At 63.0% G+C, this 16,288-nt stretch carries 15 protein-coding genes and 1 riboswitch; of the genes, 8 read left to right on the forward strand and 7 right to left on the reverse strand.

The window, feature by feature from the left end; all coding sequences use genetic code 11:
• The first annotated feature begins 1 nt into the window (after position 1).
• The 8 genes from CN933_RS01825 to derI all read left to right on the forward strand — a co-directional run bounded on the left by CN933_RS01825 (position 2) and on the right by derI (position 7,810).
• On the forward strand, positions 2-1,540 hold the full coding sequence (locus CN933_RS01825; protein ID WP_102761202.1) for a glycerol-3-phosphate dehydrogenase: 1,539 nt from the start codon (positions 2-4) through the stop codon (positions 1,538-1,540).
• 13 nt (positions 1,541-1,553) lie between these two features.
• Positions 1,554-2,609, forward strand: coding sequence for a class II aldolase (locus CN933_RS01830; protein ID WP_102761203.1), 1,056 nt, complete (start codon positions 1,554-1,556; stop codon positions 2,607-2,609).
• Complete coding sequence (locus CN933_RS01835; RefSeq protein ID WP_018095508.1) at positions 2,606-3,889, forward strand: FGGY-family carbohydrate kinase; 1,284 nt, start codon at positions 2,606-2,608, stop codon at positions 3,887-3,889. Before CN933_RS01830 ends, CN933_RS01835 begins: the two co-directional genes overlap by 4 nt.
• Positions 3,886-4,731, forward strand: a complete 846-nt coding sequence (locus CN933_RS01840; RefSeq protein ID WP_018095507.1) for a TIGR01459 family HAD-type hydrolase — start codon at positions 3,886-3,888, stop codon at positions 4,729-4,731. The genes CN933_RS01835 and CN933_RS01840 overlap by 4 nt, the downstream gene beginning before the upstream one ends.
• A gap of 13 nt (positions 4,732-4,744) precedes the next feature.
• On the forward strand, positions 4,745-5,683 hold the full coding sequence (locus CN933_RS01845) for a sugar phosphate isomerase/epimerase family protein (RefSeq protein ID WP_102761204.1): 939 nt from the start codon (positions 4,745-4,747) through the stop codon (positions 5,681-5,683).
• A 95-nt stretch (positions 5,684-5,778) separates the two neighbouring features.
• Positions 5,779-6,564, forward strand: coding sequence for a DeoR/GlpR family DNA-binding transcription regulator (locus tag CN933_RS01850; RefSeq protein WP_018095505.1), 786 nt, complete (start codon positions 5,779-5,781; stop codon positions 6,562-6,564).
• Complete coding sequence (locus tag CN933_RS01855) at positions 6,561-7,328, forward strand: triose-phosphate isomerase (protein ID WP_018095504.1); 768 nt, start codon at positions 6,561-6,563, stop codon at positions 7,326-7,328. Before CN933_RS01850 ends, CN933_RS01855 begins: the two co-directional genes overlap by 4 nt.
• Before the next feature lie 44 nt (positions 7,329-7,372).
• A complete protein-coding gene (gene derI, locus CN933_RS01860; protein ID WP_003537271.1) occupies positions 7,373-7,810 on the forward strand; it encodes a D-erythrulose-4-phosphate isomerase in 438 nt (145 codons plus the stop codon).
• Between the two features lie 145 nt (positions 7,811-7,955).
• Here the strand turns inward: derI and CN933_RS01865 are convergent, their stop codons facing one another.
• The 7 genes from CN933_RS01865 to CN933_RS01895 all read right to left on the reverse strand — a co-directional run bounded on the left by CN933_RS01865 (position 7,956) and on the right by CN933_RS01895 (position 16,168).
• Complete coding sequence (locus CN933_RS01865; protein WP_180980681.1) at positions 7,956-10,172, reverse strand: TonB-dependent siderophore receptor; 2,217 nt, start codon at positions 10,170-10,172, stop codon at positions 7,956-7,958.
• Between the two features lie 152 nt (positions 10,173-10,324).
• Positions 10,325-11,209, reverse strand: coding sequence for an AraC family transcriptional regulator (locus tag CN933_RS01870; protein WP_018095502.1), 885 nt, complete (start codon positions 11,207-11,209; stop codon positions 10,325-10,327).
• 204 nt (positions 11,210-11,413) lie between these two features.
• A complete protein-coding gene (locus CN933_RS01875; protein WP_018095501.1) occupies positions 11,414-11,887 on the reverse strand; it encodes a 6,7-dimethyl-8-ribityllumazine synthase in 474 nt (157 codons plus the stop codon).
• 89 nt (positions 11,888-11,976) lie between these two features.
• Positions 11,977-12,142: riboswitch (FMN riboswitch) on the reverse strand.
• Between the two features lie 112 nt (positions 12,143-12,254).
• On the reverse strand, positions 12,255-13,316 hold the full coding sequence (locus tag CN933_RS01880; protein ID WP_018095500.1) for an ABC transporter ATP-binding protein: 1,062 nt from the start codon (positions 13,314-13,316) through the stop codon (positions 12,255-12,257).
• A 4-nt stretch (positions 13,317-13,320) separates the two neighbouring features.
• Positions 13,321-14,109 carry an ABC transporter permease gene (locus CN933_RS01885; protein WP_018095499.1) on the reverse strand — a complete coding sequence of 263 codons (789 nt, stop codon included), beginning with the start codon at positions 14,107-14,109 and terminating at the stop codon, positions 13,321-13,323.
• Positions 14,106-14,987, reverse strand: coding sequence for an ABC transporter permease (locus tag CN933_RS01890; RefSeq protein ID WP_018095498.1), 882 nt, complete (start codon positions 14,985-14,987; stop codon positions 14,106-14,108). The genes CN933_RS01885 and CN933_RS01890 overlap by 4 nt, the downstream gene beginning before the upstream one ends.
• A gap of 77 nt (positions 14,988-15,064) precedes the next feature.
• On the reverse strand, positions 15,065-16,168 hold the full coding sequence (locus tag CN933_RS01895) for an ABC transporter substrate-binding protein (protein ID WP_018095497.1): 1,104 nt from the start codon (positions 16,166-16,168) through the stop codon (positions 15,065-15,067).
• Positions 16,169-16,288 lie beyond the last annotated feature (120 nt).

Consider the following 16,288-nt stretch of genomic DNA (forward strand, 5'->3'; position numbering starts at 1 on the left):
CATGACGACGACAGGAGACAAGCACGTGAGTTCCGAACCCGGCACATACGACCTTTTCGTCATCGGCGGCGGCATAAACGGTGCGGGCATTGCCCGCGACGCGGCAGGGCGGGGGCTCTCCGTCCTGCTCTGCGAGAAGGACGATCTGGCGCAGGGCACGAGTTCCCGCTCCGGCAAGCTCGTTCATGGCGGCTTACGCTACCTCGAATATTACGAGTTCCGCCTGGTGCGCGAAGCCCTGATAGAGCGCGAGGTTCTGCTGGAATCCGCACCTCACATCATCTGGCCGATGCGTTTCGTGCTGCCGCACAATCCGGCCGACAGGCCGGCCTGGCTCGTACGGCTCGGCCTCTTCCTCTACGATCACCTGGGCGGCCGCAAGCGCCTCCCCGGCACGCGGGTGCTCAACCTGCGCACGGCCCCGGAAGGCGCTGCGATCAAGCCGGCCTATCGCAAGGCCTTCGAATATTCCGACTGTTGGGTGGACGACGCCCGCCTCGTCGTGCTCAACGCGCTCGACGCGAAAAAGAAAGGCGCCCGGATACTGACCCGCACCGCCTGCACCGGTATTCGCCGGCGAGGCGACCTCTGGCATGTCGAGATGACCGATGCCGCGACCGGAGCGAAGACGGAGGCCAAGGCGCGCTGCGTGGTCAACACCGCCGGGCCCTGGGTCAACGACGTGATCGGCCGCGTTGCGGGACTGAATTCGAGCCGCAGCGTGCGCCTCGTCAAGGGCAGCCACATCGTCGTGCCGAAGTTCTGGGAGGGGCGGCAGGCCTATCTCGTCCAGAACCCCGACAAGCGCGTGATCTTCATCAATCCCTATCAGAACGATCTGGCGCTGATCGGCACCACGGATATTCCCTATGACGGGCGGCCGGAGGACGTCACGGCGGACGAAAACGAGGTCGCCTATCTCCTGAAATCCGTCAACCGCTATTTCAAGCAGCAACTGGCGCCGGGCGACATCCTTCACAGCTTCTCGGGTGTGCGTCCGCTTTACGACGACAATGCCGAAAATCCGTCGGCGGTGACGCGCGACTATATTTTCGAGCTCGACGCCGCCGGGAAGGACGCGCCGCTGCTCTCGGTGTTCGGCGGCAAGATCACGACCTTCCGCAAGCTCTCCGAGCACGCGCTCGAGCGGTTGAAGCCTTTCTTTCCGAAGATGGGCCCGGCCTGGACGGCGCGTGCGCATCTGCCGGGCGGCGACATGGCGGATGCGGATTTCGAGCAGTTCCTCGGCGACCTGCGCGCGCGCTACCGATGGCTGCCGTCGGACCTCGCCAAGCACTACGCCCGGCTTTACGGCACGCGGGCGCATGATCTGATCGGCAGCGCCACCTGTCTCGACGAGCTCGGGACGGCGTTCACGCCGCTCTTCCGGGAGCGGGAAGCCCGCTTCCTCATAGAGAATGAATGGGCGCGAACGGCGGAAGACCTGATGGAACGGCGCACGAAACACGGCCTGCATATGAGCGACGCCGAGAAGCGGGCATTCAGCGGCTGGTTCGAGGGCCAGCAGGCTGCGGCGTGAGAAGGATGAATTGATGTTGCGAAGCTCCGAATTCGAAGCGCTTCTCGATCTGTCGGCCCGTGTCGGCGCCGATCCGGATCTCGTTCAGGGCGCGGGCGGCAATACCTCGATCAAGGAGGGCGGAACCCTCTGGATCAAGGCTTCCGGCCTGTGGCTTGCCCATGCCCGTCGGCGCGACGTGATGGTCGCGGTCGCGCTCGACCCGTTGCTCGACGCATTAGAGCGGGACGACCCGGCGACGGAGAAGGCGCAGGATTTCGTCGTCGAGGATCTGAACCCCTCGGGCCTCAGGCCATCGATCGAAACCACGGTCCACGCGCTGATGCCGCAGAAGGTGGTTGTTCATGTCCATTGCGTCGAGACGATCGCGACCGCCGTTCACGCCGACGCGGCCGCGATTGCCGAAGAGAAGCTTCAGGGCATTCCCTACGCCTTCGTTCCCTATGCCAGGCCGGGGCTGCCGCTCGCCAAGGCAATTGCCGAGCGGATTCGGGATGATACCTCGGTCCTGGTACTCGGAAATCACGGGCTCGCCGTCGCCGCCGAGACGGTCGCGGACGCCGCGCGTCTTCTCGCAGGGGTATCCCAGCGCTTCGCCGTGCCCGTGCGGCGGGCGCCTTCCGCCGACCTTGAGGCGCTGTCGCGCCTTGCGGTCAACAGCGCCTATCGGCTGCCCGACGACGGGCGGATCCACGATGCCGCGACCGATCTGGAAAGCTGCAGAATTGCCGCGGGAGGCAGCCTCTATCCGGACCACGTGATCTTTCTCGGCAAGGGGTCGGTTGTCGCCGCTCCGGGAGAGAACGCGCTCTCTCTCGAAGAGGGCTTCCGTCGCGCGGGAGAGAGCCTGCCGCCGGTCCTTCTCTTTCCCGGCAAGGGCGCCTTGGTGCTCAAGGATATCTCTGCCGGCGCGCTCGCCATGGCGCGCTGCCTTTCGGACGTGACGGCGCGAATCCCGGAGGGTGCAAGGCTGCGCTATCTCACCGATGCGGAAAACGCGGAACTTCTCGGCTGGGACGCGGAAAAATACCGCCAGCAGCTGAACCGTGCAGGGCAGGTGCTGCAATGAGCGGCCGGGGCAAGCTCGTTCTCGGCATCGACCTTGGCACGTCCGGTGCACGTGCCGTGGCGATGACCGCTGCGGGCGAGATCGTCGCGTCGGGCGCAGCCAGGCTTGCCGCCTTTTCCGACGACCATCGCGATCCGCTTGGCTGGTGGGAGGCGGTTCAGGCCGCGCTTGCGCAGGCACTCGAAGCCATCGACGGCTCGCATATATGTGCGGTCGGCATCGACGGCACGTCGGGCACCATGCTCCCGGTCGCTGCCGACGGAGCGCCGCTTGCGACGCCGCTCATGTATAACGACCCGGTCGGCGATCCCGCCATTCTGGAGCGCATCGCCGTCCATGCACCCAAGGAGAGTGCGGCACATGGCGCGACATCGGGCCTGGCCAAGCTGCTGACCGTCCAGTCGCTGCCGGAGGTCTTCCGTGTCATTCACCAGGCCGACTGGATTGCCGGCCATTTCACCGGGCTTTATGACGTCAGCGACGAAAACAACGCGCTGAAGACCGGCTACGATCCCGTTGCCCGCAACTGGCCGGAATGGCTTGCGCGGACCGGCGCGCGTATCGATCTTCTGCCCGACGTTCTGCCGGCGGGGGCGCCGGTCGCGACGATCTCGCCGGCCGCGGCGAAAGCCTTCGGATTGCCGAGCGAAGCCGTTATCGTTGCGGGTACGACGGATGGCTGCGCCTCCTTCCTTGCGACCGGCGCTGACCGGCCGGGTGACGCCGTCAGTGCGCTGGGCACGACGTTGACAGTGAAGATGCTCTCCGACAAGCCGCTCTTTGCCCCGGAATTCGGGCTCTACAGCCATCGGATCGGCGATATGTGGCTTGCCGGCGGCGCCTCCAATACCGGTGGCGCGGTTCTCGCCGCGCATTTCAGCAACGATCGGATCGCCGAGCTTTCGGAGCAAATCGACCCGGCGAGCGATACGGGCCTCGACTTCTATCCGCTGCTGAAACCCGGCGAGCGGTTCCCGGTGGCCGATCCCGCCTTCATGCCGCGCATGGAACCGCGCCCGACGGAGGACGCCGAATTCCTGAAGGCGATCTTCGAGGGCATCGCGGGGGTCGAGCGTCTTGCTTATGAGCGGCTCGTATCCCTCGGCAGCCCGGCCCTGGGCTCGATCCGCACCGTCGGCGGCGGCGCGAAGAACCGGGTGTGGACCGAAATCCGAAAACGGAGGCTCGTCGTTCCCTTCCTGCCGGTGCTATCGGAAGAGGCTGCTGCCGGCGCCGCTCGCCTGGCGCTGTCGGGAGCGAAAGAGGCGGGCGTGCTATGAGCGTCGTCCGGGAAATTCCAGCCCTCTCTGCGATATCGGACGCATATGATGCCTTTCTCGTGGATCAATACGGAGTGCTGAGAGACGGGCGCGGTCCCTATCCGGGTGCGGCGGAAACGCTTGTCCGACTTAAGCAGGCAGGAAAGCGGGTCCTCATCCTCTCCAATTCCGGCAAGCGCTCGGCCGAGAACGATCGGCGGCTGGAGGCACTCGGTTTCCAGGGCGGAAGCTGGGACTGGTTCCTGACCTCGGGAGAGGTTGCCTGGCAGCTCTTGAAACGGGAGGCCGAAGGCGAGGGTGGCGCAGCGCGCAAGTGCCTTCTGATCAGCCGCGACGGCGATCAGTCGCCGCTCAAGGGGCTGAATCTCGTGCGCACCGAGAGCGGTGAAGACGCCGACATCGTTCTGCTGGCGGGGAGCGAGGGCGATATCCATCCGCTTGCCTATTACGAAGATCTGCTGGGACCGGCTGCCCGGCGGGGCATCCCGTGCCTCTGTACCAACCCGGACAAGGTGATGCTGACGAGGAGCGGCCCGGCCTTCGGCGCCGGTCGCATCGCCGAGCTTTACGAAGAGCTGGGCGGTCCTGTGCGCTGGATCGGCAAGCCGTTTGCCGACATCTACGACTTCGCGCTCGATTTTCTCGGGCGGCCGGAGCCGCGGCGCGTCTGTGCCATAGGCGACAGCGTCGAGCATGACATTGCCGGGGCTGCGGCGGCCGGGCTCGGCTCGGTGCTCGTCGCCACCGGAATTCTCGAGCAGCGGTCGGACGAGGAGCGCCGGCAACTCTTCCGGGAGCACGGTGCGAGCCCCGATTTCATCCTCCCGAAATTCCTCTGGTAGCAAGGAGCCGGCAATGGCCTTCACGCTGTCGCTCAACACCAATCCTCTGGTCAACCGCTTTGCCGAGGCGGACGACCTGATCGACACCATCGCCGAGAAGATCCGCATCGGTTACGTCCAACTCACCCATGAATTCGTCAATCCAGGCTGGCCGGCGGCGACGATCAACAAGACGCTGCGGCAGTTTCGAACGGCGCTCGGCCGAACCGGCGTGAAAGTCACCTCCGGCATGACGGGCCCCTATGGCCGTCTCAATCATTTCGGACATCCCGACCCGGACGTCCGGCGCTATTATGTCAACTGGTTCAAGACTTTCGCCGATATCTCCGCCGAGCTCGGCGCTTCCGGCATGGGCACGCAGTTCGCGATCTTCACGCTCAGGGATTATCACGACCCGGCGCGTCGCGAGGAGCTGATGGCAATCGCCATCGAATGCTGGCGCGAGGTGGCAGAGCACGCCAAGGCCGCGGGCCTTTCCTATGTCTTCTGGGAGCCGATGTCGGTCGGCCGGGAGTTCGGCCACACGATCGAGGCGTGCAGGGCGCTCGACCGGCGTCTGGCGGCAGCCGACCTGCCGATCCCGATGAGGATGATGGTCGACATCGATCATGGCGACGTCACATCGCCGAACGCCGCCGACGTCGATCCCTATGCCTGGGCGGAGGCCTTTCCGCGGCAGTCGCCGATCATTCACGTCAAGCAGTCCTCGATGAACAAGGGCGGACACTGGCCCTTCACGGCCGCCCACAACAAGGACGGAAGGATCACGCCCGAACGACTGCTCGAGGCCGTCAGGAGGGGAGGCGGGACGGACAACGAAATCTGCCTGGAGCTTTCCTTCCGGGAGCGCGAACCGACCGACCGCAACGTGGTGGAAATGATCCGGGAGTCGGTTGAATTCTGGGAGCCCTTTATCGAAACGGGATTCAATGCTTCGAAATTATCACAATGAAATGTAACAAAATCCCATATGTGAGTTGAAAAATCACATAAGAGTGTTACCTTTCCCTTGGCGCGGCGGTTAGCTGCACCTGACGGGACGATGCGATGAAACCGGAAGACAGACGCCAGGCGATCATGGATGTCCTGATGGAGGCGGGAACAGCCTCCGTCGAGGAACTCGCCCTTCGCTTCGGCGTCAGCAAGATGACGGTTCATCGCGACCTTGACGATCTCGAACAGGCGGGGCTCCTGCGAAAGGTCCATGGCGGCGCTTCCATCCAGTCGAGCCCGCAATTCGAAAGCGATTTCCGCTACCGTGAAAAGATCGCGACGGGCGAGAAGCGCCGCCTTGCGGAACATGCCGCGACGCTGATCGAGCCCGGCCAGAGCGTCATCATCGACGACAGCTCGACGGCCGGAGCGATCTCCGGGTTTCTAAGGGATATTCGCCCGCTCACCGTCATCACCAACAATCTCGGCGTCATCGCCGATCTTTCGGGAGCCCCGGGCATCAACCTGATCGCGCTCGGCGGGCATTACAGCAAGAAATTCAACGGCTTTTTCGGTGTCGTCACCGAGGAGGCGCTGCGTTCGCTGCGCGCCGACGTGGCCTTCCTGTCGAGTTCGGCCGTCGAGGGCGCGTCAGCGTTCCACCAGGATCAGGAGGTCGTGCAGATCAAGCGCCAGATGGTGAAATCCGCCAGCCGCAAATATCTCCTGGTGGACCACGGCAAGTTCGGCCGGTCGGCCCTGCATTTCCTGACGGGGCTGGAGGCCTTCGATGCGGTGCTGACCGGAAGCGAAGTGTCCGAGGGGAATACGGCGGCGCTCGGCGACGCCGGCGTCAAGCTCGTCAGGATCGACAATCGGAAAATATTGGAGAACGCATGAGCAAGTCTGGTCTCTGGGTCGGCACGAGCTGGAAGATGAACAAGACGCTGGCCGAGACAATGGTCTTCGCCGACGGTCTTGCGGCCGCCGAGGATGGGCGCGATCAGCGGATACAGCGCTTCGTCATTCCTCCGTTCACCGCCGTGCGGCAGGTGAAGGAAAGGCTTAAGGCGACGAGCGTCAAGGTCGGTGCGCAGAACATGCACTGGGACGATGCGGGCGCCTGGACCGGCGAAATTTCTCCGGTCATGCTCAGGGATTGCGATCTCGACATCGTCGAGCTCGGCCACAGCGAGCGGCGGGAGCATTTCGGCGAGACCGACCGCACCGTGGGCCTGAAGACGGCAGCCGCCGTCAAGCATGGGCTCGTGCCGTTGATCTGCATCGGCGAGACTTTCGCCGAACGCGAGGCGGGCGAGGCGGATACGGTCCTGAAGCGCCAGGTGGAAGGCGCCTTTGCCTTTCTCGAAGGCGCGGCGCGGACGGCGCCCGTTCTCCTGGCCTATGAGCCGGTCTGGGCGATCGGCGTCAACGGCATACCGGCCACCGCCGACTATGCGGATGCCCGCCACCGCCGCATTGGCGAAGTCGCCGAGCGTGCACTCGGCGTGAAGGTTCCGGTACTCTATGGCGGCAGCGTCAATCCGCAGAACTGCGAGGAATTGATCCTCCAGCGCCATATCGACGGGCTCTTCATCGGCCGCTCCGCCTGGGACGTGGGCGGCTATCTCGACATTCTGCAACGCGTAGCCCGGGCGATCTGAGCATCGCCGGGTCAGGCAACAACACCTTACGGAAAGGAAACGACATGAAAATCGCGATTGGAGCCGACAGTGCCGGCAAGCCCCTGCTCGACGTCATCGCCGCGCATCTCGCCAAGAGAAGCGATCTCGAAGTCAAGGACCTGAGTCAGACCGGCTACTATGCCGATCTCTCCCGCGATCTGGCGCAGACGATCACGGCCGGCGAAAACGAGCGCGGCATTCTGATCTGCGGCACCGGCATCGGCGTGTGCATCTCGGCCAATAAGGTGCCGGGCATCCGCGCCGCGCTGACCCACGATACCTATTCCGCCGAGCGGGCGGCCAAATCCAACAACGCCCAGATCATCACCATGGGCGCGCGCGTCATCGGCCCGGAACTGGCGAAATCGATCGTCGATACGTGGCTGGCCTCCGAGTTCGACCCCAACGGTCCGTCGGCGGCAAATGTCGAAGCGATCGACCGCCTGGATCAGGCGAAGTAACGGTCGCGAATTCTGCGGCGCGTGCCGATCCTCCCTCATGCGCACGCAGCGAGACGCCCGGCAGCAATGCCGGGTGTTTTCGTTGAAGGGGCGGTGGATGAGTTCCCCCACATCCGGCTCTGCCTATGAGGGGAAGTACCACCCGTCACCACTTCTTGCTGAGCTTCAGCGTGAAAGTCCGGCTTTCGCCGTAGCCGCAGGTCAGGAGACCCTGGCAGCCCGCGACATAGTCCTTGTCGAACAGGTTGGCGACGTTGAGCGACGCCGTCCAGTCGTTCTTCTCATAGCGGATGGCGGCATCTACGAGCGTCGCCGCCGGGACCTTCTTCGTATTCGCGGCGTCGGCCCAGGACTCGCCCTGGCGGCGCACGCCCGCACCGAGGCTCATGCCTTCGAACGCGCCGCCGGTCACGGTGTAGTCGAGCCACAGAGCGGCCTGAGTCTCGGGTATGAGATAGGGCGACTTGCCGAGCAGCGACGGGTTGGTGTCTTCCGTGATCTCCAGATCGGTATAGCTGAACGCCGAGACGACCTTCCAGTTTTCGTCGATATTCACCTTGCCTTCGAGCTCGAAACCGCGGGAGCGCACCTCGCCGAGCGGTGTCGAAACACCGAGTGTGTCGGTCACCTGGACGTTCTGCTTGGTTATCTGGAAGACCGAGGCGGTGAACAAACCATCGATAAACGACGGCTCGTATTTGATCCCCGCTTCGTATTGGTAGCCTTCTTCGGGCTTCAGGGGCACCAGCGTCGTGACCGCGGGATCCGGGTTCGAGTCGCGCGAGCCCACGAGCGGATTGAAGAACGTCGCTACGCTCAAATAGGGCGTAACGCCGCTTTCGAACTCGTAGGCAAGGCCGGCCCGGCCGCTGAGCGCTCCGTCGTCATATCCGAAGTTCGAAGGTGCGGCCCAGGCCGTGGCGCCGTTCCTGAGGTCGGTGTCCACATAGTCGTATCGCCCATTGAGCGTGGCCAGCCAACCGTCGCCGAAGCGCACTTGATCCTGAGCATAGATGCCGATCTGCTGCTGCGTGAAAACCTGGTTGATGTACACGGATTTCGGGCCCTGCGGCACACCGTAAACCGGATCGGTCGGGCTGATCGGCGTAGCGTCTCCCGAGGCGCCAATGTGGTCCAGTCGATAATATTTGTAATCCAGGCCGGCAAGGAAGGTGTGGCTCGTGGCGCCGAGGTCGAATTCCGTCTCGGCGCGGTTGTCGATCGCAAAGCTGTCGACTTTCGAGGTGGCCTCGAAACCGATGCGGTTCAGAAGGTATTCGGGAGCGATCGGATCGACATTGCCGAAGCCGTAGGGATACGGATAGTTCTCGTGTTTGTGGAGATGGGCATAGCGGGCGTTTTGCGTAAATTTCCAGCCGTTGTCGAAGTCGTGCGTGAACTCATAGCCGGCCATCTGCTGGGCGTAGGTTCCTTCGTCCATGTCCGGCTCGCCGAAATAGGCGTCGCGGTCGATCTTGCCGAAGGGAGCATCGACCACGGTTCCGACATAGGGCAGGAAGCCGTTGCCCACATGAACCTGGTCCAGACCCTGGAACAGGCCGAAGACGGTCAGGCTGGTCGCATCGTCGGGCGCATAGGTCACCTGAGGAAGGATGAAACCGCGCAAGTCCTCGGAATAGTCCGAATAGTTGTCGCCGCCGGCGACCTTTCCGGTCAGGCGGTAGCGAACCGTTCCGTCATCGTTCAGCTTGTCGCTGATGTCGAAGCCGGTGAAGGCGTTGCCGTCGCTGTTGATGCCGACTTCGGTGTAATAGAGCGGCTCATCGAGCGGACGCTTGCTGATCAGATTGATGATGCCGCCCGGATTGGACCCGCCATAGAGCACGGAGGCCGGGCCCTTCAGCACCTCGATCCGCTCCAGCATGAAAGGGTCGATCTGGAAATTGCCGAAACCGAAGCTAAAGAGCGGCAGGCCGTCGAGGAAGAGGCCGGTCTGGGCCGCATCGAAGCCGCGGATGTAGAACCAGTCCGTGTCGGGATCGGTGCCGAAAGGTGCCGACAGGACGCCGGGTGTATAGCGCAAGGCCTCGTCGACCTTGTTGACCACGGCGCGATCGTCCAGTTCCTCGCGGCCAACGACGGAGACCGACTGGGGGATTTCGTTGAGCGGCGTGGCGGTTTTCGACCCGGTTGCAGTCGCCTTTGCGACGTAGCCGTCCACCGGTCCGCTCGCGCTGGCGCCCGTCGCAATGCCGCCCTCGACGACGATCCGCTCGAGCTGCGTGGCGTTTCCCTCCTGCGCCAGCGCCATTCCGCTCATCATCAGCGGCGCGAGCGCTGCTCCCCTCGCCAGAAGAGTCTTCAGATGCGCCCCGCGAATCCTGAACTTCATCTCAATCATGCCTCGAAAAATCGGCCGGCCCCGCGTTGCCCCGCGTGACCGGCACTGTCGACGATAAGATGAGTGTCTAGATCAACTATTTTGGCGGCGCTTGTCCCGATATCGGGAAATTGAACGATTTTGGGCAAAACTGCGCGCTGCCGGCGGACTGGTCAGGCGGTGTGACTTTTCTTCCAGAAGGCCGGAGTCGTGCCGACTGCCTTGCGAAACACACGGGTGAAGTGCGCCTGATCGGCAAAGCCCGTCTCGGCGGCAACCGAGGTCAGCGGGGCGTCGCTCCTGAGCAGCATCTGCTTTGCCCGTTCGACCCGCGCATTGATGTGCCACTGGTGAGGCGCGACACCCGTCGAAGCCTTGAAGGCGTGACTGAAATGCGATTGGGAAAGCCCCGTGAGGTCGGCGAGTTCCTCGAGCCGGACATTACGGGCGAAATTCTCCTCGATGAAATCGACGGCCCGCCGCAATTGCCACGCCGCAAGCTGGCTGCGCTTGCGGCCGCTTCGCTTGCCGATCTTCATGAGATCGATGAAAAGCGCCACCGTGAGGCCGTCGCCGTAAAGATCGTGGAGGGGCTGGGGATTGAGGCACTCGGCTGCGATCAGGCCGGCGATCGCGAGGAAGCGTTGGTCCTGGAACATCAGCCGGGGCGTCTCGATTGCCGCGGCGTCGAGGTCTTCCTTCAGGCGTCTGCCGAGTGCATCGATGTCGAAGTGAAGATCGAGATGCCGGATGTAATGGATGTCGACGACATCGGTCCAGAGCTCCATTCCGGCCGGGATATAGGAGAGGGCCTGCCGATGGTAGTTCTGGACGGCACCCTTGCCGTTTGCGGCGAGCTTCACCCTGCAATTGCCGCCGCCCTTGGCGTCGAGCACGATGAACATGCGGGGGTCCTCGGCGATATAATAGCCGCCCGCATGCGGAACGCATTCCACATCCCAGACATCCGCGACCACACCATTCCACTCTCTGCGGTTGAGGCCGCCGATGATCGAAAACCCGCTGATCCTGTTCTGCATGCGCGGCTGAAATGTCATCGTCGCTTTCTCCGGTCCTGCCGGCTTGCCAAGCCCGACCGCAGTAATCCTTCAAGTGTTATTCAAGTTTGTTATCGCGGATCGCGTGGGGTTTCAATCGCTTCAATGTGAAGGCGCGGCCGATGCCGACCGCGCCCCTTTTCTGAATGGAATTGGTACATCTGCGCCTCTCGGGTTTAGCCCGGGGAGAGGGGCAGCACCGTTTCAGGCGTCGACCAGCGCGAGCTTCGCACGCGCATCGAGAATCTGCGCGCAGGCATTCGCGGCTTCCTCGCCCTTGACGACGAAATGGTCGCGGAAGAAGGCGATCAGAGGCTCGCTTTCCTGGAAGTTGTGGGGTGTCAGGACCGCGGAGAGCACCGGCACGTCGGTATCGAGCTGGACGCGCATCATGCCGTCGAGCACCGTCCCGGCGACGAAGTCGTGGCGATAGATGCCGCCATTGACGACGAAGGCGGTGCCGAGGATCGCCGCGTAGCGGCCGGTCCTGGCGAGCGCCTGCGCATGCAGCGGGATTTCGAGCGCTCCCGGCACGTCGAAGATCTCGACATCGGCGGCGCTGCCGCCGAGTTTCGTCCATTGCGCAATGAAGGCGTCAACGCAACGATCGACGATATCGGCGTGCCAGCGGGCGCGGACGATGGCGATCTTGGCGGAGGGATGGGAAAGTATGGTCATGGTCTCAAGCCTTTCAGGGTTGGCATTTTCCAATGATCCCGTCGGGCGAACATGCATGTGCGAAGACCCCGGGGAGGGGCGACGCCTCTGCTTGCTCTCTTCCATCCGGACTATAACCGTCGGCTCCGGAATTCGACCGGATCTGCTGACCTTCGCACGAAAATGCGAAGCGCTCGCGGGCTTCGACCACCGACCATTCCCGATCCTGTGTTCGCTACCGCCGGTGGGGAATTTCACCCCGCCCTGAGAACGCTTGCGACTATAGCGGCTGTTTCGCCGCCGTCAAATCTGTGCTGCGACGTGAAAGCGAAAAATCACGACAGAATTTTCCAAGGATTTCGCACCTCTGAACAATTCATTCCGCGGTCTATTCGCGGATGACGAGCAGGTCCTTTGCCGCGAAGCGCAGCGTGACGCTCTCGCCGGCGACCGGCGGGGTCATGCCCGGATCGTTGAACATATCGAAGGAGATGATGTCTTCGCCGACCCGCAGCTTGGTGCGGATGACGGAGCCGAGAAAACTCCTCGATACGACTTGGCCCGGAAGTGCGGTATCGCCCCTGGCGCCCTCGGCGATTGAGCCTGCTTCCGGCCTGAGTGCCAGCGAAATGCTGTCGCCGCCCTTTGCCCCGGCTATCGGCTCTTTCAGCGAAATCCGCTGCCCGCCTATGGTGACCGCGCCGCTTGCGGGATCGGCCACCTTGCCCTCGATGATGTTGAGCGTGCCGACGAAGGAGGCGACGAATCGTGTGGCCGGGGTGTTGTAGATCTCGAAAGGGGTGCCGATCTGATCGGCGCGGCCGGCATTCATGACGACGATCCGGTCGGAGATCGACAGTGCCTCTTCCTGGTCGTGCGTCACGAATACCGTGGTGATGCCGAGCTGCTGCTGGATCTGCCGGATCTCCTCCCGCAGCGAGATGCGGATTTTTGCATCGAGCGCGGAGAGCGGCTCGTCGAGGAGCAGCACCTGCGGCTTGACGGCGAGGGCGCGGGCAAGCGCCACGCGCTGCTGCTGTCCGCCGGACAATTGATAGGGGAAACGGTCCGCCAGATGCTCGAGCTTGATCAGTCCGAGCATCTGCTTCACCCGAGCCTCGATCTCCGTTTTGGAGGCGCCGGCGACCTTGAGGCCGAAGGCGACATTGTCGTGAACATTCATGTTGGGAAAGAGTGCGTAGGACTGGAACACCATGCCGATATTGCGCTGGTTGGGCTTCAGCGTGCCCTGGTCCTTGCCGTCGATGAAGATCGAGCCGCCGGACGGCGTTTCGAAGCCGGCGATCATGCGCAGTATGGTCGTCTTGCCGCAGCCGGAGGGGCCGAGGAAGGAGACGAACTCGCCCTTGTCGATCCCCATGTCGAAATTATGCACGACCTGAACCGGGCCGAAGGATTTCTGGATGTTGGTCAGTTGCAGGAATGCCATGTGATCAAGCCTTGGCCGGAGCGGATTTCTGGAAGCGCGATACGAGCTGGATCAATCCCATGCTGAGCCAGGTGATCGCGAATGCGATGACGGCGAGCGCCGAAGGCTCGTAGGCCTTGTTGGCGCCGACAAGCTGCAGATAGGGGCCGAAGGCCGGGCGGTTGAGGAGCGCCGCCATGGTGAATTCGCCCATGACGATCGCGAAGGTGATGAAGGCACCGGAAAGCACGCCGCTCATCACATTCGGGAAAATGCAGCGGAAGAGGATGGTCGGCCATTTGGCGCCGAGGCTTTCCGCGGCCTCGGTCAGCGTTCTGACATCGATGGCCCGCATCGCCGTGTCGACGGCGCGGTACATATAGGGAAGCGACAGCGTCATGTAGGAGAACATCAGGAGCGCATTGGTCCCGGAAGTGGAGCCGGTCAGCGGCAGGAACGATGAGGAATTATAGAGTCTGAGATAGCCGAAGACGATGACGATCGCCGGAATGACGAGCGGCAGCAGCGTGATGAACTCGATGACGGGGCGGACCTGGGGCAGGCGCAGCCGCACCCAGTAGGCGGTCGGCACCACCAGCAGCATGCCGAAGATGATCGTGAAAAACGCCATCAGCATCGAATAGCCGAAGGTCTCGCGAAACTGGAAGTCGGAGAAGACCGACCGGTAAGCGTCGAAGGAATAGGCATCGCGGCGCATGCGCAGCGAGAATTCCAGCGTGCCGAGCAGCGGGACGATGAAATAGCTCGCTCCGATGGCGATGGCGATCCAGGCACCGAGACGTCTTGCTTTCATTTCTGCCACCGTTCGGCGCGCATCCGCAGCCAGATGTAGAGAATATTGGAGATGCCGGTGATGACGATCATGCCGAGCGCCAGCGCATAGCCGAGATTCGGATTATGGAGCACGTCGCCGCGGATCTGCGCATAGAGCAGGATCGGCACGATATTGAGCGAACTGCCGGTCAGCGCGTAGGCGGTGGCGATCGCGCCGAAGGCGTTGGCGAAGAGCAGGAGCGTCGTGCCGAGCAGGCTCGGCCAGAGGATCGGCAGCGCCACCATGCGCCAGTATTGCCAGGTGGAGGCGCCGAGAATTTCGGAAGCTTCGCGCCATTCCTTCTTCATGCCGTCGAGCGCCGGCGTAAGAATCAGCACCATCAGCGGGATCTGGAAATACATGTAGGTGATGGTGAGGCCGAGGAAGCTCAGGAGATTGAACCCCGTCGAATAGAGATTGAAGCCGAACCAGTCGCGCAGAAACACGGTGACAAGACCGGTGCGGCCGAGGGTGGCGAGAAAGGCGAAGGCGAGCGGAACGCCCGCGAAGTTGGAGGCGACGCCGGAAAAGGTGAGGAGCCCGGAGCGAATCCAGCCCGGCAGCCCGCCAAGCACGATCGCCCACGCAAGGAAAAAGCCGATGAGCGCGCCGCCGAGCGAGGAGGCGACCGATACGCGGATCGAAATCCAGTAGGCGGAGAGGATCGAGGGCGTGAAGAGATCGCCGATATTCTTGAAGGTGAACTCGCCTGCAGGCGTGAGGAAGGCGCCGGTGACGAGATAGAGCGTCGGAACGACCAGGAACATCAGCGCGAAAATCATGAAGGGCGCGATGCCCAGCCAGTCGATGATCGCTCGTTTGCTGATCAGGGGTGCTGCTGCTGTTGTCGTGGTCATAAAGCTTTCGGCTGTCCCGGCGTCGGAGGAAAATGACCTCCCCGCCACGTACGAGGCGGGGAGGTACGCAATGGCGGTTACTGCACGCTCGCGCCGACGACGCTGTCCCATTTGGTGGTGATCGCTTCCTTGCCCTTGGCCTGCTCGTCGAGTGTCGGGAACACGGCCTTTTCGTAGGATGCGGCCGGCGGCAGCTTGTCGAGCATTTCCTGCGGAACCTTGCCGTTCTTGACGAGGTCGTTGAAGCGGATCGGGTGGCAGTAGCCCTTCAGCCAGCCGAGCTGACCTTCGTCCGAATAAAGATATTCCATCCAGAGCTTGGCGGCGTTCGGATGCGGAGCGAAGGCAGAGATCGCCTGCACGTAGACGCCGGCGACGACGCCGGAGGCCGGGACGACGACTTCGACCGGCGGGTTGCCGTTCAGGCTGTCGCGCCAGGAGAGGCCGTTATAGTCCCAGGCGATGATGATCGGCGTCGAGCCTTGCGCAAGCGAGGCGGACTTGCCGATGACCGGGACGAAGTTGCCGGCCTTGTTGACCTCGGCGAAGAAGGCCAGGCCCGCTTCCCCGGCCTTTGCCGCATCGGTTTCGCCGGCCGCGAGGCCGGCGGCATAGACCGCCTGCACCGCCTGGTTGGATGCGCGCGGATCGCCGGCGAGGGCGACCGAGTTCGCATAGTCGGACTTCTTGAGGTCCGCCCAGTCCTTCGGCACGTCCTTGACGATATCGGTGTTCACCACGAAGGAGAGAACGCCGTAATAGTCGCCGTACCAATAGCCTTCCGGATCCTTGGCCGTGTCCGGAATCGTGTCCCAGGTAGAGACCTTGTAGGGCTGAATCAGGCCTTCGGCCTTGGCCGAGGGACCGAACGAGAGGCCGACGTCGATGACGTCGGGTGCCTGCGGGCCGGTGTTGCCCTTGTTGGCCTTGATCGCCTCGATCTCGTCTCCGGAGCCCGCATCCGGGTTCAGTTCGTTGACTTCGATGCCGTATTTGGCCTTGAAGCCGGCGATCACGTCGCCGTACCCGCACCAATTGTGCGGGAGCGCGATTGTCGTCAGCGTGCCTTCCTTCTTGGCGGCTGCGATGAGCTCTTCGCTCGGCTCGGCAACGGCTACTGCCGTCGTTGCGAGCAGCATGGCGGTCGAAAGCGAGAGCAGGCGTTGAGTCCTTGAAATCACTGGGGTTCTCCTTATTGGGTTTTCAGTCAATTTCGCCGATGCAGTTAAAGATATGCGATGAAGCTTATGTGACAGGCTTTGTCCCGCCTGCGGCAGATATGTCGGCTTCGGAGCAATCCG

It is taken from the genome of Sinorhizobium sp. M4_45 (assembly GCF_002885915.1).
GTDB lineage: Bacteria > Pseudomonadota > Alphaproteobacteria > Rhizobiales > Rhizobiaceae > Sinorhizobium > Sinorhizobium meliloti_A.

What these genes read in the sequence shown, in the direction of transcription:
- CN933_RS01825 (WP_102761202.1), top strand. Translation starts at nt 2, where the DNA reads ATGACGACGACAGGAGACAAGCACGTGAGTTCCGAACCCGGCACATAC.
- CN933_RS01830 (WP_102761203.1), top strand. Translation starts at nt 1,554, where the DNA reads ATGTTGCGAAGCTCCGAATTCGAAGCGCTTCTCGATCTGTCGGCCCGT.
- CN933_RS01835 (WP_018095508.1), top strand. Translation starts at nt 2,606, where the DNA reads ATGAGCGGCCGGGGCAAGCTCGTTCTCGGCATCGACCTTGGCACGTCC.
- CN933_RS01840 (WP_018095507.1), top strand. Translation starts at nt 3,886, where the DNA reads ATGAGCGTCGTCCGGGAAATTCCAGCCCTCTCTGCGATATCGGACGCA.
- CN933_RS01845 (WP_102761204.1), top strand. Translation starts at nt 4,745, where the DNA reads ATGGCCTTCACGCTGTCGCTCAACACCAATCCTCTGGTCAACCGCTTT.
- CN933_RS01850 (WP_018095505.1), top strand. Translation starts at nt 5,779, where the DNA reads ATGAAACCGGAAGACAGACGCCAGGCGATCATGGATGTCCTGATGGAG.
- CN933_RS01855 (WP_018095504.1), top strand. Translation starts at nt 6,561, where the DNA reads ATGAGCAAGTCTGGTCTCTGGGTCGGCACGAGCTGGAAGATGAACAAG.
- derI (WP_003537271.1), top strand. Translation starts at nt 7,373, where the DNA reads ATGAAAATCGCGATTGGAGCCGACAGTGCCGGCAAGCCCCTGCTCGAC.
- CN933_RS01865 (WP_180980681.1), bottom strand. Translation starts at nt 10,172, where the DNA reads ATGATTGAGATGAAGTTCAGGATTCGCGGGGCGCATCTGAAGACTCTT.
- CN933_RS01870 (WP_018095502.1), bottom strand. Translation starts at nt 11,209, where the DNA reads ATGACATTTCAGCCGCGCATGCAGAACAGGATCAGCGGGTTTTCGATC.
- CN933_RS01875 (WP_018095501.1), bottom strand. Translation starts at nt 11,887, where the DNA reads ATGACCATACTTTCCCATCCCTCCGCCAAGATCGCCATCGTCCGCGCC.
- CN933_RS01880 (WP_018095500.1), bottom strand. Translation starts at nt 13,316, where the DNA reads ATGGCATTCCTGCAACTGACCAACATCCAGAAATCCTTCGGCCCGGTT.
- CN933_RS01885 (WP_018095499.1), bottom strand. Translation starts at nt 14,109, where the DNA reads ATGAAAGCAAGACGTCTCGGTGCCTGGATCGCCATCGCCATCGGAGCG.
- CN933_RS01890 (WP_018095498.1), bottom strand. Translation starts at nt 14,987, where the DNA reads ATGACCACGACAACAGCAGCAGCACCCCTGATCAGCAAACGAGCGATC.